This is a genomic window from Oceanobacillus phoenicis (assembly GCF_047238145.1).
GTDB lineage: Bacteria > Bacillota > Bacilli > Bacillales > Amphibacillaceae > Oceanobacillus.
The window spans coordinates 1,569,734-1,593,247 of record NZ_JBDFME010000001.1; the positions used below are offsets into that span (position 1 = coordinate 1,569,734).

The 23,514-nt window shown below is 36.9% G+C and carries 17 protein-coding genes and 1 pseudogene; 13 read left to right on the top strand and 5 right to left on the bottom strand.

What is annotated here, in order from left to right; genetic code table 11:
* The first annotated feature begins 32 nt into the window (after window positions 1-32).
* From araA to ABC346_RS07990, 8 genes and pseudogenes are all read left to right on the top strand, one after another.
* Window positions 33-1,457, top strand: a pseudogene (araA, locus tag ABC346_RS07955) (L-arabinose isomerase).
* Between the two features lie 210 nt (window positions 1,458-1,667).
* Window positions 1,668-3,059, top strand: coding sequence for a sugar porter family MFS transporter (locus ABC346_RS07960; protein ID WP_413234347.1), 1,392 nt, complete (start codon window positions 1,668-1,670; stop codon window positions 3,057-3,059).
* Between the two features lie 542 nt (window positions 3,060-3,601).
* The gene (locus ABC346_RS07965) at window positions 3,602-4,918 is read left to right on the top strand and encodes an NAD(P)-dependent oxidoreductase (RefSeq protein ID WP_413236531.1); all 1,317 of its coding nucleotides are present in this window, start codon (window positions 3,602-3,604) and stop codon (window positions 4,916-4,918) included.
* A 20-nt stretch (window positions 4,919-4,938) separates the two neighbouring features.
* Window positions 4,939-6,210 carry an NAD-dependent dihydropyrimidine dehydrogenase subunit PreA gene (gene preA, locus ABC346_RS07970; protein WP_413234348.1) on the top strand — a complete coding sequence of 424 codons (1,272 nt, stop codon included), beginning with the start codon at window positions 4,939-4,941 and terminating at the stop codon, window positions 6,208-6,210.
* A gap of 26 nt (window positions 6,211-6,236) precedes the next feature.
* On the top strand, window positions 6,237-7,649 hold the full coding sequence (gene hydA / locus ABC346_RS07975) for a dihydropyrimidinase (RefSeq protein WP_413234349.1): 1,413 nt from the start codon (window positions 6,237-6,239) through the stop codon (window positions 7,647-7,649).
* Between the two features lie 117 nt (window positions 7,650-7,766).
* Window positions 7,767-9,239, top strand: coding sequence for an NCS1 family transporter (locus ABC346_RS07980; RefSeq protein WP_413234350.1), 1,473 nt, complete (start codon window positions 7,767-7,769; stop codon window positions 9,237-9,239).
* Window positions 9,240-9,280: 41 nt separating this feature from the next.
* Window positions 9,281-9,502: a hypothetical protein gene (locus ABC346_RS07985; protein WP_413234351.1), complete on the top strand. Its 222-nt coding sequence runs from the start codon at window positions 9,281-9,283 to the stop codon at window positions 9,500-9,502.
* 19 nt (window positions 9,503-9,521) lie between these two features.
* Window positions 9,522-10,757, top strand: a complete 1,236-nt coding sequence (locus ABC346_RS07990; protein ID WP_413234352.1) for a Zn-dependent hydrolase — start codon at window positions 9,522-9,524, stop codon at window positions 10,755-10,757.
* A 182-nt stretch (window positions 10,758-10,939) separates the two neighbouring features.
* Here ABC346_RS07990 and ABC346_RS07995 read toward each other — a convergent pair whose 3' ends face one another.
* A complete protein-coding gene (locus tag ABC346_RS07995; protein WP_413234353.1) occupies window positions 10,940-12,592 on the bottom strand; it encodes a PucR family transcriptional regulator in 1,653 nt (550 codons plus the stop codon).
* 255 nt (window positions 12,593-12,847) lie between these two features.
* Here ABC346_RS07995 and ABC346_RS08000 point away from each other — a divergent pair, with 255 nt between their 5' ends.
* The 3 genes from ABC346_RS08000 to ABC346_RS08010 all read left to right on the top strand — a co-directional run bounded on the left by ABC346_RS08000 (window position 12,848) and on the right by ABC346_RS08010 (window position 17,144).
* The gene (locus ABC346_RS08000; protein WP_413234354.1) at window positions 12,848-14,215 is read left to right on the top strand and encodes an aspartate aminotransferase family protein; all 1,368 of its coding nucleotides are present in this window, start codon (window positions 12,848-12,850) and stop codon (window positions 14,213-14,215) included.
* Window positions 14,216-14,246: 31 nt separating this feature from the next.
* Window positions 14,247-15,761, top strand: coding sequence for a CoA-acylating methylmalonate-semialdehyde dehydrogenase (locus tag ABC346_RS08005; protein WP_413234355.1), 1,515 nt, complete (start codon window positions 14,247-14,249; stop codon window positions 15,759-15,761).
* 180 nt (window positions 15,762-15,941) lie between these two features.
* Window positions 15,942-17,144: a M20 family metallopeptidase gene (locus tag ABC346_RS08010; RefSeq protein ID WP_413234356.1), complete on the top strand. Its 1,203-nt coding sequence runs from the start codon at window positions 15,942-15,944 to the stop codon at window positions 17,142-17,144.
* Between the two features lie 83 nt (window positions 17,145-17,227).
* On the opposite strand, the gene blaI is transcribed toward ABC346_RS08010, so the two are convergent.
* Both blaI and ABC346_RS08020 read right to left on the bottom strand, forming a co-directional pair.
* Window positions 17,228-17,614: a penicillinase repressor BlaI gene (blaI, locus tag ABC346_RS08015; protein ID WP_413234357.1), complete on the bottom strand. Its 387-nt coding sequence runs from the start codon at window positions 17,612-17,614 to the stop codon at window positions 17,228-17,230.
* Window positions 17,615-17,634: 20 nt separating this feature from the next.
* Window positions 17,635-19,419: a BlaR1 family beta-lactam sensor/signal transducer gene (locus tag ABC346_RS08020; RefSeq protein ID WP_413234358.1), complete on the bottom strand. Its 1,785-nt coding sequence runs from the start codon at window positions 19,417-19,419 to the stop codon at window positions 17,635-17,637.
* Between the two features lie 161 nt (window positions 19,420-19,580).
* Between ABC346_RS08020 and bla the strand changes: the two genes are divergently transcribed.
* Together bla and ABC346_RS08030 are read left to right on the top strand one after the other, a co-directional pair.
* Window positions 19,581-20,492: a class A beta-lactamase gene (bla, locus tag ABC346_RS08025; protein WP_413234359.1), complete on the top strand. Its 912-nt coding sequence runs from the start codon at window positions 19,581-19,583 to the stop codon at window positions 20,490-20,492.
* Between the two features lie 137 nt (window positions 20,493-20,629).
* Window positions 20,630-21,421, top strand: a complete 792-nt coding sequence (locus ABC346_RS08030) for an SDR family oxidoreductase (protein ID WP_413234360.1) — start codon at window positions 20,630-20,632, stop codon at window positions 21,419-21,421.
* A gap of 96 nt (window positions 21,422-21,517) precedes the next feature.
* Here ABC346_RS08030 and ABC346_RS08035 read toward each other — a convergent pair whose 3' ends face one another.
* Complete coding sequence (locus tag ABC346_RS08035; RefSeq protein ID WP_413234361.1) at window positions 21,518-21,937, bottom strand: OsmC family protein; 420 nt, start codon at window positions 21,935-21,937, stop codon at window positions 21,518-21,520.
* 15 nt (window positions 21,938-21,952) lie between these two features.
* Window positions 21,953-23,494: an AbgT family transporter gene (locus tag ABC346_RS08040; RefSeq protein ID WP_413234362.1), complete on the bottom strand. Its 1,542-nt coding sequence runs from the start codon at window positions 23,492-23,494 to the stop codon at window positions 21,953-21,955.
* Between the last annotated feature and the right edge of the window lie 20 nt (window positions 23,495-23,514).

The window sequence follows — 23,514 nt, forward strand, 5'->3', positions numbered from 1 at the left end:
AGAAACAATTAAACTACGAAAAGAGGATGAATATGTTAACGATAAAAGAAAAAGAATTTTGGTTCATCGTTGGTTCTCAACAATTATACGGAGAAGAAGCTTTACAAGAGGTGAAAGCGCAGGCGCAAACAATTTCGGATGCATTAAATGAAAGTGGTATTTTACCGTATCCAATTATTTTAAAAGATTTAGCTATTAATGCCGATCAAATCACAAATGTGATGAAAGAAGTGAACTACCGTGATGAGGTTGCGGGTGTCATTACATGGATGCATACATTTTCACCTGCAAAAATGTGGATTCGTGGAACAAAACTATTACAAAAACCTTTACTCCATTTAGCGACACAGTTTAATGAAAGTATTCCATGGGACACCATTGATATGGATTTCATGAATTTAAATCAATCAGCACACGGAGATCGTGAGTATGGATTTATCAATGCAAGATTAAATAAGCAAAATAAAATTGTAGTCGGTTATTGGGGTAAATCTGAAGTGCAACGTCAAATTGCAGAATGGATGGATGTTGCAGCAGCATATAATGAAAGTTTCAATATTAAAGTTGCTCGATTCGGCGATAATATGCGTAATGTTGCGGTTACCGATGGAGATAAAATTGAAGCGCAAATTCAGTTTGGCTGGACAGTTGATTACTTTGCAATTGGCGATTTAGTAGAGTATGTCAATACTGTGAAGGAAGAAGAAATTGATGCATTATTAGCAGAGTATAAAGATAGTTATGAATTTGATTATGGGAATTATAGTAAAGAAAATTGGGAGGCGAGTGTCAGAGTCCAAGCAAGTTACGAAATTGCCATAAAACGTTTTCTAGATGATGGTGGATACAATGCTTTCACATCTAACTTTGAAGATTTATATGGGATGAAGCAACTTCCTGGACTTGCAGTTTAACGATTGATGGGACAGGGCTATGGATTTGCTGGTGAAGGTGATTGGAAAACGGCAGCTCTTGATCGTTTATTAAAAGTAATGAGTCATAATCAATCCACAGGTTTTATGGAAGATTACACGTATGAGTTAGCTGAAGGTAAAGAGGCGATTCTTCAATCACATATGCTTGAGGTAGATCCAACTTTAGCATCTACTAAACCGAAAATTACTGTTTTTCCTCTAGGGATTGGTGATCGTGAAGATCCTGCTAGACTCGTATTTGATGGGAAAGCTGGAGAAGGTGTCGTTGTTTCAATGGCTGACTTTGGTACGCATTTTAAACTTCTTATTAATGAAGTTACAGCGTTTGAACCAACAATCCCTGCCCCTAACCTGCCAGTAGCTCGTGTGCTTTGGGAAGTGAAACCGAATTTCCAAGATGGAGTGAAGGCATGGATCGAAAATGGTGGAGGTCATCATACGGTTGTTTCATTAAATTTAACGACAGATCAAGTGGTGTCTTATGCTAAACTTGTAGGTTTAGATTATACGGTAATTAAATAATGATAAATCACATCCAGGGAAGTACCCCTTCCTTGGGTGAAATATAGTATGTTGATGTTAAAAAAATAAATGCAACTTAGATAGTGAACAGCAAAATCATATTCACAGAAAATATGAAAGCGTTTAATGATCGAAAATAGATTATCTTTAATTTTGTTAGCGGTTTATTAACAAGACATCTGAGTTTAAGCATTATAGGAGTGAATAATTATGATTCAAGAAAAGAAAATATCAAGTAAGTTCATTTATTTTTTTGGAGCTTTTGGCGGTATTCTCTTTGGTTATGATATTGGTGTTATGACAGGTGCTTTACCTTTTCTACAAAGTGATTGGAATCTTCAAAACGATCCTACTGCGATAGGGTGGATTACATCTTCGTTAATGCTGGGTGCAATCTTCGGAGGTGCGCTGTCTGGTCAAATATCTGACCGTATAGGAAGGCGTAAAATGATTTTAATAGCTTCTATCATATTTGCGTTAGGTTCGATAATGGCGGGGATATCTCCTCATAATGGCATTTTATTTATGATAGTTTCGCGCGTTATATTAGGACTTGCTGTTGGAGCTGCTTCCGCTTTAGTACCAGCATATATGTCTGAAATGGCGCCTGCACGTCTACGTGGACGTTTATCAGGAATTAATCAAACGATGATTGTTTCAGGAATGTTATTGTCATATATTGTAGCATTTGCATTGAAAGATTTGCCGGAAACGATGGCTTGGCGTTTAATGCTTAGTTTGGCAGCAGTACCAGCATTAATTCTATTTTTCGGGGTATTAAGATTACCAGAATCACCTCGTTTTCTAATTAAAAATAATAAAATTGATGAAGCACGTAAAGTGTTAAGTTATATTCGTCCTAAACAAAATATCGAAAGTGAAATTTCTAAAATTAAAGAAACTTCTAAGATGGAAGCGAAAGCAAGTCAAAAAACATCTTGGGGTACACTGTTTAGCGGAAAATATCGTTATCTAGTAATTGCCGGCTTAGGAGTAGCTGCTTTTCAACAATTCCAAGGTGCAAACGCTATTTTTTATTACATCCCACTAATTGTAGAGAATGCGACCGGGAATGCGGCAAGTTCAGCTCTCATGTGGCCAATTATTCAAGGAGTAATTCTAGTGCTAGGTTCACTACTGTTTCTACTCATTGCAGACAAATTTAATCGACGTACGTTATTAACACTTGGTGGAACGGTTATGGGATTATCGTTTGTTTTACCGGCAATACTAAATCTTGTAATCCCGAATGCAAGTCCGATGATGATAGTTGTATTTTTAAGTATCTATGTTGCTTTTTATTCGTTTACATGGGCTCCTTTAACATGGGTAATAGTAGGAGAGATCTTCCCACTAATCATTCGAGGACGATCATCAGGGTTAGCTTCATCGTTTAATTGGATTGGTTCTTTCTTGGTTGGACTATTATTCCCAATTATGGTTGCTTCAATGGCACAAGAAGCAGTTTTCGCAATTTTTGGGGCGATTTGTCTACTAGGTGTACTATTTGTTCGGCTATGTGTACCTGAAACTCGTGGTCGTTCTCTTGAGGAAATTGAAAAGCTAGGGGAAAATAAATACCTTGAAAAGAAAACGGTTTAATATTGAGATTGTAAAAAATGGTCGGATGTATGTCCGACTATTTTTTGATTATGAGGAGACAGTTTGTATAGTTGGTGAAGGGTATGCGACTACTAGAAATAGTGGGATCAGCTGTATGCGAAAGAAGCGTTTAATCCAATTTGATCGGGTTGAACGCTTCTTTTTTTATATCCTCACTTTTTTTCACACATCATTTTATGCATTTATATGTTAGGTAATCTAACATAATATGTTTACATTATGGATAATAAATAAGGTGAAGGTTTAACTTTTTGTCCAATGTTAGTAAACTGTATGCATTTTATAATAGAATATTATAGTTAGAATTTTCTTAACTATATTACTCACTTGTTCTTCATTATTGCACTAGTTAGTGTCATTTCAAGTATTTCACTTCATTTAAAATGAATTAAAGATTTTTGGTGATTTTAAAAACATGTCATTTTTTCTCACATTAATGTGTTTACCCTAATGAAGGAGGTTTATCATTGAGTAATTTATTGAAGCATCTTAACACCGTTAATTCTACCCATGAAAACTTTATGGAAGCCAAACCGAGTTTTAATCAGCAAGAAGCTTTAGATGAAGCAAATCGATGTCTCTACTGTTACGACGCACCTTGTATTACGGCATGTCCAACAGGCATTGATATTCCAACGTTTATTAAAAAGATCGCATCAGGAAATATGAAGGGCTCAGCGACGACCATTATGGAATCCAATCCGGTAGGTGCTAGTTGTGCTCGTGTTTGTCCGACAGAGGAACTCTGTGAAGGAGCTTGTGTATTAAATCATTCAACCAATCCAATTCCAATTGGTGATTTGCAGCGTTATGCGACGGATTGGGCAATAAAAAACGAAGTAGAGTTATTTAAAGCAGGTAAAAAGAATGGAAAGCGTATTGCTATAGTTGGAAGTGGGCCAGCAGGACTTTCCGCAGCACGGGAGTTAGCTCGTTTAGGTTATGAAATTACCATTTTTGAGAAGCGTAGTGAAGCTGGCGGACTAGATACATTTGGGATTGTGCCGTTTCGTCTACCAAAAGAAGTTTCTCTTTGGGAAGTGGAGCAAGTGAAAAACCTAGGTGTCGAGATCCGAACAAATACGGAAATCGGCAAAGATATTTTTGCTGAAGATTTAGTTGAGAATTATGATTCAGTTGTACTTGCTGTTGGTATGGCAGAAGTACCGAAGTTGGAGATCGAAGGTGAAGAACTCGATGGTATTTATGATGCCATTGATCTAGTGGAACGAACAAAGCATGGAAACTACGAAGAAGAGTTTATCAATAAACGTGTGGCGGTTATTGGAGCTGGAAATACCGCGATTGATGGGGCAACAACATCCGTACGACTTGGAGCTGAAAATGTAAAAATCTTATATCGTCGTACAGAAGCGGAAATGACTGCCTATGATTTTGAATATGATTTTGCAAAGCAAGAAGGTGTAGAATTCAGATGGTTGACGACTCCAAAACGATTGATTGGAGATAGTGATGGGCATATCTGTCAATTAGAATGCGTTCGAATGGAGCTGCAAGAAGCAGGAGATGATGGGAGAGCTCGACCGGTCGAGGTTCCTGGATCGGAGTTTCTTATGGATGTCGATATTATTGTAAAAGGAATTGGACAAAACAGACATGTTCAGATGATTGAGAGTTTCGGTTTAGAACATGCAAGTGGAGTGGTAAAGGCAGATCCAGAGACATTTATTACGAGTAATCCAAAAGTTTATGCAGCAGGAGATGTCATCTTTGGTAAAGGAGTAGGCGAAGCAATGGTAGTTTCTGCTGCTCAACAAGGAAAAGAAACTGCGTTAGCAATTCATCAACGTTTTCAAGAAAAAATCGAGAGTGCATAACAGGAGGAGGATGATGAATCATGGCTGATATAAGTATTAATTTTGCTGGTATAGAGTCGCCGAATCCGTACTGGCTTGCTTCTGCGCCACCTACAAACACAGGCTATCAAGTACAACGAGCGTTTGAAGCAGGTTGGGGCGGAGCTGTATGGAAAACATTAGGAGAACCTATATTAAATGTTACTTCACGCTTTGCGGCCACGCATTTTAACGGCCAGAGAGTTGCCGGATTTAATAATATTGAGCTTATTTCGGATCGACCGTTGGAAGTTAATTTAAAAGAAATCTATGAAACTAAACAAATGTATCCTGACCGAGTAATTATTGCTTCATTAATGGTAGAACCAAAACGAGAGAAATGGTATGAAATTGTCAAAAAGGTAGAAGAAGTGGGGGTCGATGGGATTGAATTAAATCTCGGTTGCCCACATGGTATGTCGGAACGAGGGATGGGTTCTGCAATTGGTCAGCATCCGGATTTAGTCGAGATGACAACTCGATTTGCCAAAGAAGCAGCTACTGTACCTGTCATTACGAAATTAACGCCGAATATTACAGATATCAGAGAGACAGCTAAAGCTGCCGTTCGTGGCGGTGCAGATGCGATAAGTATGATTAATACGATTAATAGTTTAATTGGTGTCGATCTGGATACATGGGATACGGTACCAAATGTAAATGGCAAGGGAGCTCATGGTGGTTACTGTGGACCAGCTGTAAAACCAATTGCTTTAAACATGATTGGAGAAAGTGCCCGAAATCCGGAAATTAATATCCCGATATCTGGAATAGGCGGAGTTTCGACCTGGCAAGATACGGTTGAGTTTATGCTAATGGGTGCAGGTGGTGTACAAATCTGTACTGCTGCCATGCATCATGGTTTTCGTATTATAGATGATCTAACGGAAGGACTATCGAATTATTTAGATGAAAAAGGGATCGAGAGTCTGAGTGAGATTGTCGGTGCTTCCGTGGATAAATATACCGATTGGAGTAATTTGGATTTAAATACGAAGGTTGTTGCTCGTATTAATAATGATATTTGCATTAATTGTAATAAGTGTCATATTGCATGTGAAGATACTTCGCACCAATGCATCGATATGCTGAAGGATGGAGATGGGAACGACTATCTACAAGTACGTGAGGATGACTGTGTTGGTTGTAATCTATGTTCTATCGTTTGTCCAGTTGATGGGGCTATCGATATGGTTAATCTTACTGCAACAGAACCGGCAATGTCATGGAACGATCGGGAATCAGCAATAAGTATGCTTCAAAGAAATTCCTAAAAAGTTTAAAAGAGGAGGAATTAGGAATGAAGAAGATTATTAAGAATGGAACGATTGTGACTGCGGCAGATACGTATCAGGCGGATATTTTGATTGAAGATGGGAAGATAAAAGCGATTGGAAATGATTTAAGTGATGTGTATGCAGAAGTAATTGATGCAACTGGACAATATGTCTTCCCAGGTGGAATTGATCCACATACACATATGGATATGCCATTCGGAGGTACGACAACAAAGGATAATTTTGAAACAGGAACAATTGCAGCTGCCCATGGAGGAACAACAACCATTATTGACTTTTGTTTAACGGAAAAAGGAAAGACTCTAAAGAGTGCGCTTGATAAGTGGCATGAAAAATCGGATGAACGCAGTGTGATTGATTATGGTTTCCACTTGCAAATTGTGGAAGCTAGCGAAAATGTCCTTAAAGAGATTCCGAGTGTTATAGAAGAAGAAGGGGTAACGTCATTTAAAGTATTTATGGCTTATAAAAATGTCTTCCAAGCTGATGATGAGACCTTATTCCAAACGTTAACAACTGCTAGAGATAATGGCGGACTAGTTATGGTGCATGCGGAGAATGGGGATGTCATTGAACATTTGACAAAAGAAGCTCTTGAACAAGGAAATACCGATCCAATATATCATGCGTTAACTCGTCCACCAGAGCTAGAGGGAGAGGCAACCGGACGTGCAGCGAAATTAACGGCGCTTGCTGATGCACAATTATATGTCGTGCATGTAACGTGTAAAGAAGCGGTGGATCAAATTGCTGATGCGCGCAGTAAAGGATTCCGTGTATTTGGGGAGACCTGCCCGCAATACCTTGTGCTCGATCAATCCTATATGGAAAAAGAAAACTTTGAAGGAGCAAAATACGTTTGGTCGCCACCGTTACGTGACAAGTCCAATCAGGATGTACTTTGGAATGCATTGAAGAGCGGGCAATTACAAACAATTGGGTCTGATCATTGTTCTTTTGACTTTAATGGACAAAAAGATTTAGGTAAAGATGATTTCACAAAAATACCAAATGGTGGACCATTTGTAGAGGACCGTTTTAGTGTTCTCTTCTCAGAAGGAGTCAAAAAAGGTCGTATCTCATTAAATCAATTTGTTGATATGGTTTCTACCCAGGCTGCTAAGTTATTTGGTCTATTTCCTCAAAAAGGAACAATTGCGCCAGGAAGCGATGCCGATATTGTTCTTTTTGATCCAGATGCGGAGCGCTTTATTTCAGCAGAGACGCATCATATGGCAGTCGACTACAATGCGCTAGAAGGAATGAAAGTGACTGGGGAGCCAGTCTCTGTATTATCTCGTGGTGAATATGTCATCAAAGATAAGCAATTTGTAGGGAAGCCAGGTATGGGTAATTTCTTGAAACGCTCCACGTTCAATAAAACGATTCAAAAAGAGAATGTGGCAATAAAATAAAAATTACTATCATGAATGTATAGCTGCTTGATTGATTCATCAATGAAGCAGCATTCTTTTTTATCCAGTCTTTAATGAAAATCAAAAAGGAAAATACAAAAAAGGGAGGTGCTCTTGATGCAGAAAAAAACAAAGAAGCATTCATATTTAAAATCACCGGATTTGCTTCCGATCCATCATGAGAAGAAAACCATTGGTGTACTTGGTTTTTTTGCAATGTGGGTCGGGATGGCCATTCTTTTAGCTACATTTGATATAGGAGCTGCAGGAATACAAGAAATTCCACTTTCTTGGGTGGTACTTGCCACATTAGTCGGGTGTATTGCAATTGGGGGCTTTATATCTCTTATTGGTGATATTGGTGTAGAGCATGGCTTAGCTTTTCCGGTTTATATGAGAGCACCATTTGGAATCGTCGGTACGCATATCCCTTCGTTAACGAGAGCGATTACGGCTTCATTTTGGTTCGGGATTAACACTTATTTTGGTGCTACTGCGATCAACGCCATCATTAATACAATGGTTGCTGGCTTCGATAATTGGCTCTTATGCTATATCGTTTTTGCGCTATTTCAATTAATCAATACAGCTTCGGGGATTAAATGGATCGAACGTTTTGCTGACATATCAGCACCACTTATCGTTATTTTCTCTCTCATTATCTATCAAAACTTAACGGGAGAAATTAATGCGCAGGGAGAAAATGTATGGTCGTGGGTATCTAGTCCAGTTACGGGCGGTGCAGCCATAACTGCTTTCATGGTCGTCATATTTGCAAATATGGGATATTGGGCAACACTTGGATGTGACATTCCAACAATCTCAAGGCATTTTAAAGCTCCGAAGTATGAACGGAATTGGTTCAAGCGCAATAAAACAACAGTCATTGGAAGTCTAATCGCCCTTCCGTTAACTGAAGCATTTATGATTATGATCGGAGCTGCAGCATTTATTGTTTCTGGAACATCTAATCCAGTTACAGCCTTGCAAGACACCGCCTCAGGATGGATGCTTGCGATGCTTTTACTCATGATTGTCTTAACTCAATGGTCTACCAACACAGCTGCAAACATCTTACCAGCAGCTGCGGTATTTTCAAATGTATTTGGTCCTAAGGTTTCAAATGCTATTTCTGTATTTGTCGTCGGTATAATCGGCAGTGTTATTCAGCCGTGGAGTGTCTATGAAGTTCTGACTCAGGTACTGTTAATTATCGGGGCGATTTTATCGTCTGTAAGTGGTATTCTTTTTGCGGATTACTATTTATTACGAAAACGTCGAGTCAATGTACCGGATTTATACAAAAATAAAGGTCAGTATCAGTATTCGAAAGGTATAAATGTTGTTGGATTTATCTCCTGGGCCGTTGGTGGAGTCATTGCTACGTTATTTATGACTTATTCATTCATTATTGGTTTTGTAGTGGCTGCAGGTGTTTACTATGTGTTGGCTAAATATTGGTATTTTAATAAGTACCCACAGGCAGAAATAAAAAATCCAAGTGATGAAGAATACTTAGGAATTACTGTTGGTAGAGATTGGACAATTGAAAACAACGAGGAAGCGAATTCTACTCATGAGGTAGTTTAATAAATTTGAGAGAAACCATCATGTTGAAGGGAGAAGATGATATGGCAACGTATGAGGAGTTTATGGACGAAAAAGTAAAAATTGATGCGTTTATCAAAGATAGTTATACCATTCATTACATCGAAGGTTCGTTAGAAGGAGATATCGTTGAGTTTGCGAAAATAGGTGACCCAACAGATAAACAATCGATTCTATTAAAGAATGCCAATAGCAGAAAATATGTTGCGACAATTTTGATTAAGAATCAATTACAGAAAAATTAATAAGAAAAGGGTGAAAAAAATGGAAAAACAACAAATGCTGATAAATGGCGAACGGTTAAAACAAATCGTAGACGAGTTTGCAGATTACGGTAGAACGGAGAATAACGGTGTTACACGATTAGCTCTATCTGAGGTAGATATAAGGGTGAGAAAACACTTCAAACGTTTTTGCGAGGGGTTAGGATTGACAGTGAAATGGGATGATATGGGAAATATGTATGCCAGATTGGATGGTATCGAGAATGATAAGCCACCTCTCGTTATTGGATCCCATCTTGATTCTGTAAAAAAAGGAGGCCGGTTTGATGGAGTTCTCGGGGTATTAACCGGTCTTGAGGTCGTACAAACATTGATTGATAATGATATAAAGCCGAAGATTCCAATTGTTGTTGCCAATTTCACCAATGAAGAAGGTGCTCGATTTGAACCATCTATGATGGCATCGGGCGTTATATCAGGGAAATTTGATAAAGGAAAAATGCTCCAATCCACAGATGAACATGGTTTGACCTTTGGAGAAGCATTAAAGGATAGTGGATTTGAAGGTGCAAAAGAAAATCGATTGGTTGAGGCTACTGGACTTATTGAACTCCATATTGAACAAGGACCTGTATTGGAAAATGAATCTCTAGATATTGGGGTCGTAGAATGTGTTGTAGGGATGTGCTGTTATGAAATTGAAGTAACAGGTGATTCGGATCATGCGGGTACAACACCGATGTCTATGCGGAAAGACGCCCTATTCGCAACTAACAGTCTAATTAATGAGATCCGAGATAAAATGAGTAAATTGGATTCGGAGTTGGTCTACACGATAGGTCGAGTCAATGTTAGCCCTAATATTCATACGGTTATTCCAAATAAAGTTGTTTTTAGCATAGAAGCACGTCATAAAGAAGCGTCAGTTATTAAAGAAGTAGAGGATATTATAAAAGGGTTATCTCATTCAGAATCCAAGGAAGTCTGTGAAGTTAAGCCAACCAAACTTTGGGATCGTGATACGGTGTGGTTCAATGATCAATTGGTTGAATCCGTAGAGAAATCCTGTAAGTCACTAAATTACTCTTATAAACGCATGCCAAGTGGTGCAGGACACGATGCACAGTTTATTGCTACTTATCTTCCAGCTGCGATGGTTTTTGTTCCAAGTGTGAATGGAAAAAGTCATGCAGAAGACGAGTTAACTTCCTGGGAAGATTGCGAAAGAGGGGTTAATGTGGTCCTGCAAACGGTGTTGGAATTAGTTGGTTCATAGGTTGATTAGGATATTAGAGACAGTAAGTTGCTAATTTATAATATGTCCATGCATCTATCAATCAGTGAGGTTATGCGAATTGCCCCTCACTGATTGAAGATTAATTTAAAAGTATTCCGTGTACAATCAAATTCAAAACCTGCACCATTCAGATATGCATTATAAATGAGGATGCAATTGATCTAAACAAATAAGCTATTATTTAAAGCTTTATGATGAACGGATTTCTTTAAGAATTTATATGCTGCCAATGCTAATTCAATGGCCTGCCGATTAATTGGTTCCATAAAATCTTCACCTAATAGTTGCTCTATTTTATCTAGACGATGATATAACGTCTGTCTGACGATAAATAGTTGTTCAGCGGTCTCTTTTTTAGATCCTAAACAATTAATGTACGTAGAAACAGTCTCTAGTAATTCACTCTTTGTCTCTTGATCATGATCTAAAATAGGTCCTAAATACTCTTGAATATATGCTTCTAAAAAATGTTGTTGCGGGTTGTCCAATAAAATGCGATAAACGCCTATCTTTTCAAAAAAGTACGTTTGGAGAAGCTTGATGGATTGAATAATAGTAACTGTTTTAGATTCACGATAGCTAGTTGGCAAGTGAACATAATCATGTTTGATATTACTAATCCCAAAGGTACATGAGTTACCATTAAATACATTTTTCTCTTGAATCTGTTTCATTTCTTCAATGATGTTTGTGAAACGCTCTGTATCTTTGTTTGCTTCTTTATGTTTATAAAAGGAAGCAATCACTGCAATTTCATTTCTACTTATAGACATTGTAGGGATAAATCCAGCCCTTTTAAAAAGAGAGCGGATAATCATCGTTTGTTGTAACTTTACTTCTTCCCAATCTTCCTCTTTTGTGAGGTTTGGTTGTTGAAAGTGGATAAGTACCAATCGGTAATTGAGATTTTGAGCTGGTTCTGGTAGAAATTTTTGGGTGTCCGATGAATAAAGATGATCTCCTTTTAAAAGGGAGCGTACAATTTCTTCTTCTTGATTTTGTTTACGTTCTTCCACGGTTCTATTTCGGAGCATAATTTGGGCAATCGCTAGCAAAACTCTATCTATCAAAGAAAGGGCGAATTCATCTATATCAATGGAGGAGCTTTTTAACCATAAGTATCCCCACGTATGACCTAGTCCTTTAATTGGGAAGAGAAAATAATAATGATTGTCATGGACATGTGTCTCAAAAGAATGATCTACACTTAGCGTTTTTTCGAAAGATTGAAGGATCGGAACATCGTCTTTCATCGTAGGAGGATAGTAGTGTGATTTGATTTCATCTGTAATTAGTACGACAGGATGATTTAGTTGAAGGTATAATTCACGTAATATTTTTAGAATTCCATTTGGTAATAAAGAAAGCTCATTTATTTTTTGTGAAAAAGAATTTAGTTGGTGCAGCATTTGATGATGTTGATTAATGATTAAGGTATGAAGGTCTTGGGTAATATCGACAAATTTTACAATCTGTTCAAAGACGATGATGGGAAAATCGTAGTTATTTCCATATGTGATTATATCAGGATGGATACTTTGGACATGGGTTCCAAGTTCTATACAGATTCCAGAAACATTTTTACTACGTAGTTTTTCAATAAAACCAATTCCATCTGGAGAGTCAAAGTTGGTGCCTGATCCGGTGGTTAGAATAAGCTCTTCGCCGTTAATCAGTGTTTCGACATCACCAACCTCTAATATGTGGGTCCATTTGATTTCTTGATCCAATCCGTTGATTCCAGCAATTGGCTTTGCGTGTTTAAACATATCTCTTTTCAGTATATCGCAAATTCTTACTTTCCACTTTTCCATATAAAAGGCCACCTTTCAAATCGTTAATGTTTTTATTAGAAGATGTGACACATTGTAAAGTGAATACAGAATTAAATCGTAATAGAATTAATTATGTAATATACAAAATAATATGTCAAATCGAAAAGTTTTTAAATTTAACGTTTTGTAAAGTGAAGAGATCTGTCTTTTTTATAGTAAGAATTGTTTTTATCAAATTTTTTATTCTTTTTCTGCTTAAGCCAATCTGAAATATAAAGAAAGGAATGAGTTATATTGAAATCTACTGAGAAAGTATCAAGTGTATCCGATCTTACATCTAGAGATAGGAATTCCATTTGGCATCATATTTCTCCCTATAACGTGAAGAATCCTCCGATGGTTATAGAAGAAGGAAAAGGTTCTTGGATTACCGATGATCAAGGGAACCGTTATTTAGACGGTATGTCAGGATTATGGTGTGTAAATGTCGGGTATGGACGTGAAGAATTAGCACAAGCGGCATACGAACAAATAAAAAAATTAGCGTATGCGCCAATGACAATGAGTCATGAACCGGCCATTGAATTAGCCGAGAAAGTAAATGAGATGCTAGATGATGATTATATGATTTTTTATTCAAATAGTGGCTCCGATGCGAATGAAGTAGCATTTAAAATGGCTCGACAATATCACCGACAAAATGGAGAAGCAGATCGTTATAAATTTATTTCTCGTTATCGTGCGTATCACGGGAGTTCCATGGGAGCATTATCTGCAACAGGGCAGTCGATGAGAAAATATAAATATGAACCACTTATTCAAGGCTTTTTACATGTATCTCCGCCTGATAATTACCGTAAACCAGATGGAATCTCTGAAGAAGATTATAACCTTCAACGAGCAGAAGAACTGGAGAATACAATTATCTGGGAACAAAAAGAAACAATTGCTGGTGTGATTATGGAACCCGTCATTACTGGCGGAGGAGTGCTTATTCCGCATCCCATTTATGTGGAAAAAGTTCAGGAAATTTGCCATCGACATGGAGTGCTTCTTATCATAGATGAGGTTATCTGTGGATTTGGAAGAACAGGAAAAAAGTTTGGTCATCAGCACTTCGGTATTAAACCAGACATCGTAACGATGGCCAAAGGGCTAACAAGTGCTTATCTACCGTTATCTATCACTGCTGTTCGGAAAGATATTTATGAAACGTTTAAAGATGGAGATGATACAAGTCATTTCCGACATGTAAATACATTTGGAGGTAATCCCGCCGCTTGTGCGCTCGCTTTGAAAAACATTGAAATCATGAATCGAGAAAATTTATATGATCGCTCGGCGGAATCAGGAGAAAAACTTTTACAAGGATTAGATGGATTGAAACAACATCCATTTGTAGGAGATTTGCGAGGGATTGGCCTCATCGTAGGAATCGAACTGGTTGAGGATAAATCAACAAAGGAACCGGCATCAAAAGAAAGAGTAGGAAAGATTATTGCTGATTGTAAGGATAATGGGTTGATTATCGGCAAAAATGGAGATACAGTGGCGGGTTATAATAACATTTTGACATTGAGTCCACCGCTTTCAAGTACCGAAGAAGATATAGAGTTTATGATTGCTGTATTGCAAAAAGTATTTTCAGAGAATCAATCATAAGAATTGGTATTAGATATAGGAGGTAATATGAATGGAATCTATAACATTAGATACAATCAATCATTATATTAATGGACAAAAAGTAAAAGGTAAGAGTGATCAAGTAGGCTATGTGTATAGTCCATCCACAGGAAAAAAGATTGCAGAAGTACCGTATGCTACAAAAGAAGAAGTGGATGAAACGGTTCAATCTGCAAAGCAAGCTGCCAAAAAGTGGGCAAAAGTATCGATAGGAAAACGAGTAGAAGTATTACATCGTTTTAGACATTTACTTGTAGAACATACGGACGAATTAGCGAGATTAATAGGACTGGAAAATGGAAAGACGATCTCCGATGCGAAGGGAGAAATAGGGAGAGGGATTGAGTCAGTTGATCTTGCTATTGGAGCACCGCATATATTGAAAGGAGAACACTCTGTCAATGTAGGTGGGGAAATCAATGCGTATTCAATTAAACAACCGCTTGGAGTGGTTACTTGTATTTCTCCATTTAATTTTCCGGTGATGGTTCCGCTTGCGATGAGTACGATGGCTGTTGCCGTAGGGAATGCGATGATTTTAAAACCTTCTGAAAAGGTTCCTTATTCTGCACTGTATATCTCTGATCTTTGGGAACAGGCTGGATTACCAGCAGGAATATGGAACGTAGTTAATGGAGATAAGGACACGGTTCAAGAGATAATTACACACAAAGATATAAAGGCAATCAGCTTTGTTGGTTCATCCAAAGTAGCTGAAATCATCTATGAAACAGGGACAAAACATCATAAGCGAGTAAATGCATTTGGCGGTGGAAAAAATCATATGGTTGTTATGCCAGATGCAGATTTAGATAAAGCTGTGGATTCTTTTATCGGAGCTGCATATGGATCAGCATCACAACGTTGTATGGCGATTTCTGTTGTCATGCCAGTAGGGAAAAAGACAGCAGAAGCATTCACGCAGAAACTGAAAGTAAAAGTAGAGAACTTACAAGCAGGTTCATTTGATGATGAGAATGCTGATTTTGGAGCTGTTATTAGTAAAGAAGCAAAAGAAAGCATTCTGCACGACATTGACACGGCTCTCGCAGAAGGAGCAAATTTACTTGTTGATGGGAGAAATCCGGATGTAGAGAATACAGAAGGATTTTATCTGGGAGCAACACTTCTAGATCAAGTAACACCAGATATGAAAGTATATAGAGAAGAAGTTTTTGGTCCTGCAAGGATGCTAGTGAATGTAGAAACGCTAGATGAAGCAATAGAATTAATCAATGAACACCAGTATGGAAATGGGGTAGCTATTTTTACCAATAGTGGTAGGGACTCACGAAAGTTTACTCACGAAATCGAAGTAGGCATGGTCGGTGTTAATGTTCCCATACCAATACCAGTAGGTTACTATAATTTTGGAGGATGGAAATCCTCTAGATATGGTGAGGGACAGATGTTTGGACCAGATAATGCAAGATTTTTTACGAAAACAAAGACGATATCGGAACGATGGTTTGACGTAGAAGATTCAGATGAATTAACGTTCGACTTTCCGGGTACGAAAGATTGATTTACACTATGAGAGTATTGAAAAACCTTGCTGTATTTTTGCAGTGAGGTTTTTTTAGGCCCCGTTAATGAAAACTTAAACCAATTCTATCATTGACAAATTAACTAGACACTTCTAATATTTAAATAATATTAATTATCAGATATTAAAAATTATAAAAATAGAAAGAGGTCGAAAAATATGAACAACCTGTACCAATCATTGGATTCCCTATATGAAGAAATCGTACAAATGCGGCGATATCTGCATCAACACCCAGAGCTTTCATTCCAAGAAGTGCATACACCAAAGTATATTGCAGAATATCATGAGAAGTTAGGACACCGAGTTCGTACCAGTGTTGGTGGAAATGGAGTTGTTGCTTATTTAGAAGGAGGTAAGCCAGGTCCGACAGTTGCGATGCGAGCAGACTTTGATGCATTACCAATTAAAGAAGAAACTGGATTACCTTTTCAATCTAAAAATGATGGTGTTATGCATGCATGTGGGCATGATGCACATACAGCTACACTTTTAGGGCTTGCAAAAGCATTGAATGGGATGAAAGAAGAAATAGAAGGTACGGTTGTTTTTATCCATCAGCATGCAGAAGAAGTTATACCAGGTGGAGCAAAATCCATGATTGAAGATGGTTGCTTAGATGGGGTGGATGTTATCTTTGGTACGCATATTCAAGCACAGACTCCATTAGGAGAAGTAAATTATCGAGTCGGTCCACTACAAGCTGCGGCGGATTTCTTTGAAATTGATATTCAAGGGAAAGGCGGGCATGGTGCCTATCCTCATCAAACAAAGGATAGTATTGTTGTTGGCAGTCAGTTAGTAAATAATCTTCAACAGATTGTCAGTAGAAAAGTCGATCCCCTACATTCAGCTGTTGTTTCAGTTGGTTCGTTTGAAGCGATTAATGCGAATAATGTGATTGCTGATACTGCGGAATTAAAGGGAACAGTTCGAACGTTTGATGAAAGTGTTCGAGAATTGATTGAAGCAGAAATGGAAAGAGTGGTTTCTGCAACCTGTGAGTTATCTGGGGCAAAAGGTGTTCTACATTATCGTAGAGGGTATCCAACCCTTGACAATCATGAAACGGAAACATTATTTGTTGCAGAACTAGCAAAAGATATCCCTGGGGTAGAAGTAGTTCAAGAATCACCTCAAGTCATGGGTGGCGAAGACTTTTCCTATTATCTTCAACATGTGAAGGGAACATTTTTCTTTACCGGTGCTGAGATAAAAGGAAGGGAAGAGTCCTTTCCACATCATCATCCTAAATTTGATATTGATGAAAGAGGATTACTTAATGCAGCAAAAGTATTAGGAACAGCGACATTAACGTATATGCAAGAACATAGTAAGAGTGAGAATGTCGTGGAGTTATAGATTGAAACTACTAAGAGCTGAGGTTCAATAGAATCTCAGCTCTTTTATGGTGAAATAGATTTGAACACTTTAGTGGAAGTATTTTATTTCCTTGTATCCGGTTTATCATCTAAAATTTCTCTTAGTTCTTTAATTTCATCCTCTGATAGATTATCATCTTCCATAAATTGAACAAGCATAGATTTGACGGTTCCTCCATAAATACGTTGGATAAATGATTTTGCTTCTGCTTTTTGACATTCGTCTTGAGAATAAAGTGGATAAAACGTATAGATTCGTTGGTCTTTATTGACTCGAAGTACATTTTTCTTTACAAGGCGATCTAATAAAGTTCGAACTGTTTTTGCTTTCCATTCGGTTTTCTCTTGTAAGGAATAGATTACTTCATTCGCTGTTTTTGGCGATGAATCCCATAAGACATTCATTACTTCCCATTCCGCCTCTGAAATATTGGGGACATCTTTACTCATACAAATTCTCCTTCAATTTATTAATAGTATATCTGCTTATCTCTAAGGATCGATAATGTAATCTCTGTTGCTCTGCTACCAGTTGCATTTGTTATGTCCTGCAAGTTTGTAGCAAAAAAGTAGGTGTTATTATTGTTTTCTACAATACCGATAAACCATCCATTGATATCTTTTCCGTTTATATTCCCAGTACCAGTTTTTCCATACAACGTTGCACCATTCTTTTCCTCCATTTTTAGTGCATTTTTCACGGTTTGAATATGTTTTTCTTGAAAATCAAAATCATTATTATAAAAGGATTGGAGTAACTCTACTTGCTCTACAGGAGATATTTTTAATGAAGACTCGAGCCAGTGGTCTTCGATGCCACCAGATATATCTTCATTACCGTAATTCATGTATGTTAAATAACGTTTTATGGTATTTAGTCCGGTTGCCTTATCAAGTGTTTGGAAATACCAATTAACAGAATAGGCTAACGCAGATGAGAGTGTTTGATTTTGATTCCATTGTTCATAGTTCTGCTCTACACCATTCCATTCAATTGTATTATCTTCACTTGTGATCATACCTTCCTCTAATGCGATTAGTGCACTATAGATTTTATAGGTAGATACTGGAGAGACACGCATTGTACTCTTGTTTTGATTGTAAATTAAATGTTCATCCTCCTGTACATTATATAACACAAAGCTTCCATCACTTTGGTTAAAATATGAACTTAGATCTTCATACTTTACGTTGTTGGCTGTGAAATTTTCATATTGATTACTGTCGTTTGCTAATACAGAAACGAATGGAATAAGACTAGTAATCAACAATCCTACTACTAGAAAGATAGTCAGACTCTTTAGCTTCAAAAGTTTCGATTCTTTTTGATAGGCTACAATTTCTTTGATTCGTTGTTTTAACTGTTTCTTTGAACCATTGAATTCATTAGTTAAATGGTTAGAACGTCTTTTTGATGCATAATCAATAAAATTAATCATGGTTCTTCCATATTTTGTGTTTTGTTCATTGCCGTCGAGGATATGTAAAACAGAGAAATCACAAGCGATTTCGCGATCTAAGCGCATCTTATTTAGAGCTATCCATACCATCGGATTAAACCAATAAACAATTTGGTAAAACATCATCAAATAGTTTGTATGAATATCTTTATATTTATAATGATGTAATTCGTGTAAGAAGATATGTTGTAGATCTTCGTTTGTCATTCGTTTCTCTATGTGAATCGGCAAGACGACATACGTATGAATGATACCAAATGTTATGGGCGATTGAACAAATGAAGACGTTCCTAATGTAATATCTCTTGAGATGTTTAGTTGTTGTTTACAAATTTCAAATGTTGAAGTTACACCTTTATCCTCTATTTTATCAACTGACATTTTTATTTTTCTTAGTTTAAGCCATGCTTGAATAGCAAAAATAGTAAAAACTAAAGTTCCGCATATCCATATTAGCATTAGTGAGATATTTAAGAAATCAGGGTTAGATTGATTTACGGATACGGTGAAATCTTGCATCCAATTTGAGTGTATAGCAGAAGGTACTACATTGTTACCTAAATTAGCTCTATCTATCGAGGTAGATAGATTACTCTCAAAAGGAATTGAAAATTGAATTGCATGTAAAAAATGACTTGGCAGAAAAGGAATTGCTAGTGCGAAGAGTAGTAAAAACCATATGTTATATCTCCACTTAGCGGACATCTGTCTATAAAATAGTTTTCTAGTGAACATAATAATTGCGATTGTAATAGTAGAAACGATGAGCCCAATAACAAGGAAGTTCATAAACATTTTTTCGTCTCCGTTCGGATTATTATTACACTTGTAATATGTAGAGTGTAGCACTTTAATAGGTGGTATTCAAATGTTTATGAAATATTATTGACCTTTTTGGATTACAAGTGTAATATAATACTACAAGTGTAATCTAAAACTATCAAGGAGGAAACACGATGAGTATTTTAAAAAGAAGTAGCGTTATATTACTATTAATGTTAGTCGGAACAGGATTAATGGCATGTACGAATGAAGCTGAAAGTAAAGAAGAGGAGCCAGAATTACACGATGAAGCTTCAAATAATGTAAGTGAAGCTTTCAAAAAATTAGAAGAGGAATTTGATGTGAAGTTAGGTGTGTATGCGATTGATACAGGAGAAGATAAAGAAATTAGCTTTAGAGAAAATGATCGGTTTGCGTATACTTCAACGTTTAAACCTTTAGCTGCTGGGGCCGTTTTGCAAACGAAGTCAGATGAAGAGTTGCAAGAAGTGATTAGATACACCGAAGAAGATTTAGTTACGTATTCACCCATTACAGAGCAATATGTGGATGAAGGTATGACCCTTGTAGAAATTTCTGATGCAGCGATTCGTTATAGCGATAATACAGCTGGAAATCTACTTTTGGAAGCCATAGGTGGTCCTGATGATTTGGAAAGCGTATTAAGGGATATTGGAGATGAAACAATTGAAATGGAGCGTTATGAAACCGAGTTAAATGAAGCAACTCCAGGTGATATACGTGATACGAGTACACCAAAAGCAATGGCGAATACTCTTCAACAATATGTATTAAAAGATACGTTAGATGCAGATAGAAAAGAACTTCTCACAAATATGCTTATCAACAATACCACCGGTGATGCGCTAATTCGTGCCGGTGTCCCTGAAGGTTGGACTGTTGGAGACAAGACTGGGGCAGGAGGATATGGAACAAGAAATGACATTGGTATCATTTGGCCAGAAGGAAACAAAGAGCCAATTGTTATTGCTATTATGTCTAGTCGTAGTGAAGAAGATGCAGAGTATGATGATAAATTAATAGAGAAAGCGACGGAGATAGTAGTAGAGGAGTTTAGTAATTAAAGTGATTTAATAATAGATATTAGACTTAAAATTCAGTATGTTTTTGATAAAATGAAACTATTGATATAATGAATTTAAAAGGGTCTCTAAAATGGAATGGAAGTTCCTTTTTAGAGAAGGGAAATGGGGAAAACATAATGAATTTAGGTCTGCATGGGAAATCAGTAATTGTTGCTGCTTCTAGTAAAGGGTTAGGAAAGGCGTCTGCAAAGCAGTTTGCTGCAGAAGGGGCAAAGGTTATTATCTTGAGTCGTAATCAACAAGAATTAGAGAAAGCACAAGATGAAATTCGTTTAGAAACTGGGAATAACAATGTGAACTATATAGTTTGTGATATTACGAATCCAATGTCTGTGAAAGAATTAGTGTCAAAGGTAATTGAATTAAATGGAACTGTAGATGTTCTTGTTAATAACGCTGGAGGTCCGCCTGCCGGAAATTTTGATGACGTAAGTGATGAAGATTGGGAGGCTGCGTTTGAATTAAATCTACTAAGCTTCGTTCGTTTAATAAGAGAGGTATTGCCTCATATGCGAAAGCAGGGAAGTGGACATATTGTAAATATTGCTTCATCTTCTATTAAACAACCTATTGATAATCTGATACTTTCTAATACATTTAGAGCAGGAATTGCAGGTCTGTCGAAAAGCCTATCCCAGGAATTAGCGCAGGATAACATCTTAATCAACACGATTGGTCCTGGGAGAATTGGAACTGATCGTGTGAAGCATTTAGATGAATTTGTAGCTAATCAACAGAGTATAGATTATGAAGATGTTAAATCGAAAGCAGAAGCATCTATTCCAATCGGACGCTATGGTAAGCCTGAAGAATTTGCTAACTTGGTTGTATACTTATGTTCTGGTGCTAATACGTATATAACTGGACAATCATTGTTAGTGGATGGTGGTATGGTGAAGGCGTTGTAGATCTCAATTTATTTAGAACAAGCATAGAGTAGTGATTATTAAATAAGATAGAAAAAAGCGCTTAGATTGAGTTTAATCTCTAAGCGCTTTTTTTATTTATATGCTTTTGCTCTCTCCATTTAAAATTAATTCAAAAGAGATATTTGCTTTTAACGAATCGGATACAGAGCAATATTTCTCTTCTCCTAGATTAATTGCACGCCATACTTTTTTGCTATCAATATCACCATCGATGATAAAAGTAACAACAATATCTGTAAATCCTTTCGGAGCTTCTTCCTTTCTGACCCCGTCAGTTTGTATTTCTATTTTTGTTATTTTATCAAGGTGTGGTCTCAATATCATCGTTACATCAATACCGATACAACCTGCTAATGAACTTAAAAGCATTTCGGTAGGAGTAGCGCCTTTACCTAGGCCTCCATAGGCTTCTGTTGCATCCATATTTATTTCATATCCTGAATCACCCTTTGCAGTAAAAGCTCTACCGCCAGTCCATTTAGTAGTTACTTTCATAGTTATCATCCTTTCTTAATAATTTAAGCTTGTTCCTGGTCCAACAGGTATGCCAAGAAGGTACCAGATAGCAAAGAATATCATCCATGTGATTAAAATTGCTATTGAATGAGGGAGCATCAGAGAAATTACAGTTCCTATACCATTTTGCTTTCCATATCTTTGAGCAAATGCTACAACAAGTGGGAAAAATGGCATTAATGGAGCGATAATATTTGTTGCAGAATCGCCAATTCGGTAAGCTACTTGTGTTACTTCTGGAGAAATTCCCATTTGCATAAACATTGGAATAAATACTGGAGCCATAATTGCCCATTTTGCAGAATCTGCTGCAATAAATAAATTAATAATGGCAGTAAACAAAATTAATGCAAGAAGTAAGAATACGCCATTTAATTGGATTGCTTCAAGTAGGTTTGCTCCGTTTACGGCAATAATAGTACCTAAGTTTGTATAATTAAAAAATGCAACGAATTGTGCTGCGAAAAATATCAATACGATAAATCCAGCCATCGTCTCTAAAGAAGAGGTCATTAGGTTTGCTATATCTTTGTCATTCCGAATAGTTTTCGTAACAATTCCATAAACAATACCAGGAATTAAAAAGATTAACATCATTAGAAAAATAATACTACTCATAAATGGAGAAGTAATAATACTTCCATTCTCTCCTCTTAAAGGTCCATTTTCTGGAATGACAAGAAAAGCGATTGCAATTATCATTATTAATATTGATATATTTGCCCAGATTAGTCCTTTTTTCTCTACCTGAGTTACCGTGGTTTTATTGTTATTGGTATCTTCATTAGAAGTATATTTTCCTAATTTAGGTTCAACAAGTTTATCTGTAATAAGCGTACCTAAAATTACAATTATGAATGTAGATGCCAGCATGAAAAACCAATTATCTGTTGGGTTAACAACATAATTTGCATCTAAAATTCTCGCTGCCTCAGTAGAAATACCAGCTAGCAAAGGATCGTTTGTACCTATTATTAAATTGGCAGAGTACCCACCAGCTACACCGGCAAAAGCTGCAGAAAGCCCTGCTAGGGGGTGGCGGTTAAAACCTAAAAATATGATCGCTCCTAATGGTACAAGTACAACATATCCTACAGATGCTGCTACATTAGAAAGTACACCCATTAATACAACAATCGGTGTAACAAAACGTTTTGGAGCTTTAGAGACAGTATTTGTCATTAAAGCACTAATATATCCACTTTTTTCAGCAACCCCAACACCAAGCATTGCGACAAGTACTGGTCCTAGTGCTACGAATGAGGTGAAATTACTAACAACACTGGAAAACATATGTGCAATACCATCTGGAGTTAGTAAGCTAACTGCCTCTACCGAAAGTGTCTCTCTTTCCATTGTTTCATTATTGACACCTTCGAATGAAACGGCCACTCCCATGAGATATAAAATATGTGATAAGGCAATAACAATTAAGGTAAATAAGATGAATATGGTTACAGGGTGAGGGAGCTTGTTCCCTAACTTTTCTATCGTGTTTAATGCTTTTATCGATTTGGACTGATTATTATGTTTCATTTTTACCTCCTATTATGAAA

Excerpts from the sequence above, each read along its gene's own strand:
- ABC346_RS07960 (WP_413234347.1), top strand. The coding sequence starts at position 1,668 with ATGATTCAAGAAAAGAAAATATCAAGTAAGTTCATTTATTTTTTTGGA.
- ABC346_RS07965 (WP_413236531.1), top strand. The coding sequence starts at position 3,602 with ATGGAAGCCAAACCGAGTTTTAATCAGCAAGAAGCTTTAGATGAAGCA.
- preA (WP_413234348.1), top strand. The coding sequence starts at position 4,939 with ATGGCTGATATAAGTATTAATTTTGCTGGTATAGAGTCGCCGAATCCG.
- hydA (WP_413234349.1), top strand. The coding sequence starts at position 6,237 with ATGAAGAAGATTATTAAGAATGGAACGATTGTGACTGCGGCAGATACG.
- ABC346_RS07980 (WP_413234350.1), top strand. The coding sequence starts at position 7,767 with ATGCAGAAAAAAACAAAGAAGCATTCATATTTAAAATCACCGGATTTG.
- ABC346_RS07985 (WP_413234351.1), top strand. The coding sequence starts at position 9,281 with ATGGCAACGTATGAGGAGTTTATGGACGAAAAAGTAAAAATTGATGCG.
- ABC346_RS07990 (WP_413234352.1), top strand. The coding sequence starts at position 9,522 with ATGGAAAAACAACAAATGCTGATAAATGGCGAACGGTTAAAACAAATC.
- ABC346_RS07995 (WP_413234353.1), bottom strand. The coding sequence starts at position 12,592 with ATGGAAAAGTGGAAAGTAAGAATTTGCGATATACTGAAAAGAGATATG.
- ABC346_RS08005 (WP_413234355.1), top strand. The coding sequence starts at position 14,247 with ATGGAATCTATAACATTAGATACAATCAATCATTATATTAATGGACAA.
- ABC346_RS08010 (WP_413234356.1), top strand. The coding sequence starts at position 15,942 with ATGAACAACCTGTACCAATCATTGGATTCCCTATATGAAGAAATCGTA.
- blaI (WP_413234357.1), bottom strand. The coding sequence starts at position 17,614 with ATGAGTAAAGATGTCCCCAATATTTCAGAGGCGGAATGGGAAGTAATG.
- ABC346_RS08020 (WP_413234358.1), bottom strand. The coding sequence starts at position 19,419 with ATGTTTATGAACTTCCTTGTTATTGGGCTCATCGTTTCTACTATTACA.
- bla (WP_413234359.1), top strand. The coding sequence starts at position 19,581 with ATGAGTATTTTAAAAAGAAGTAGCGTTATATTACTATTAATGTTAGTC.
- ABC346_RS08030 (WP_413234360.1), top strand. The coding sequence starts at position 20,630 with ATGAATTTAGGTCTGCATGGGAAATCAGTAATTGTTGCTGCTTCTAGT.
- ABC346_RS08035 (WP_413234361.1), bottom strand. The coding sequence starts at position 21,937 with ATGAAAGTAACTACTAAATGGACTGGCGGTAGAGCTTTTACTGCAAAG.
- ABC346_RS08040 (WP_413234362.1), bottom strand. The coding sequence starts at position 23,494 with ATGAAACATAATAATCAGTCCAAATCGATAAAAGCATTAAACACGATA.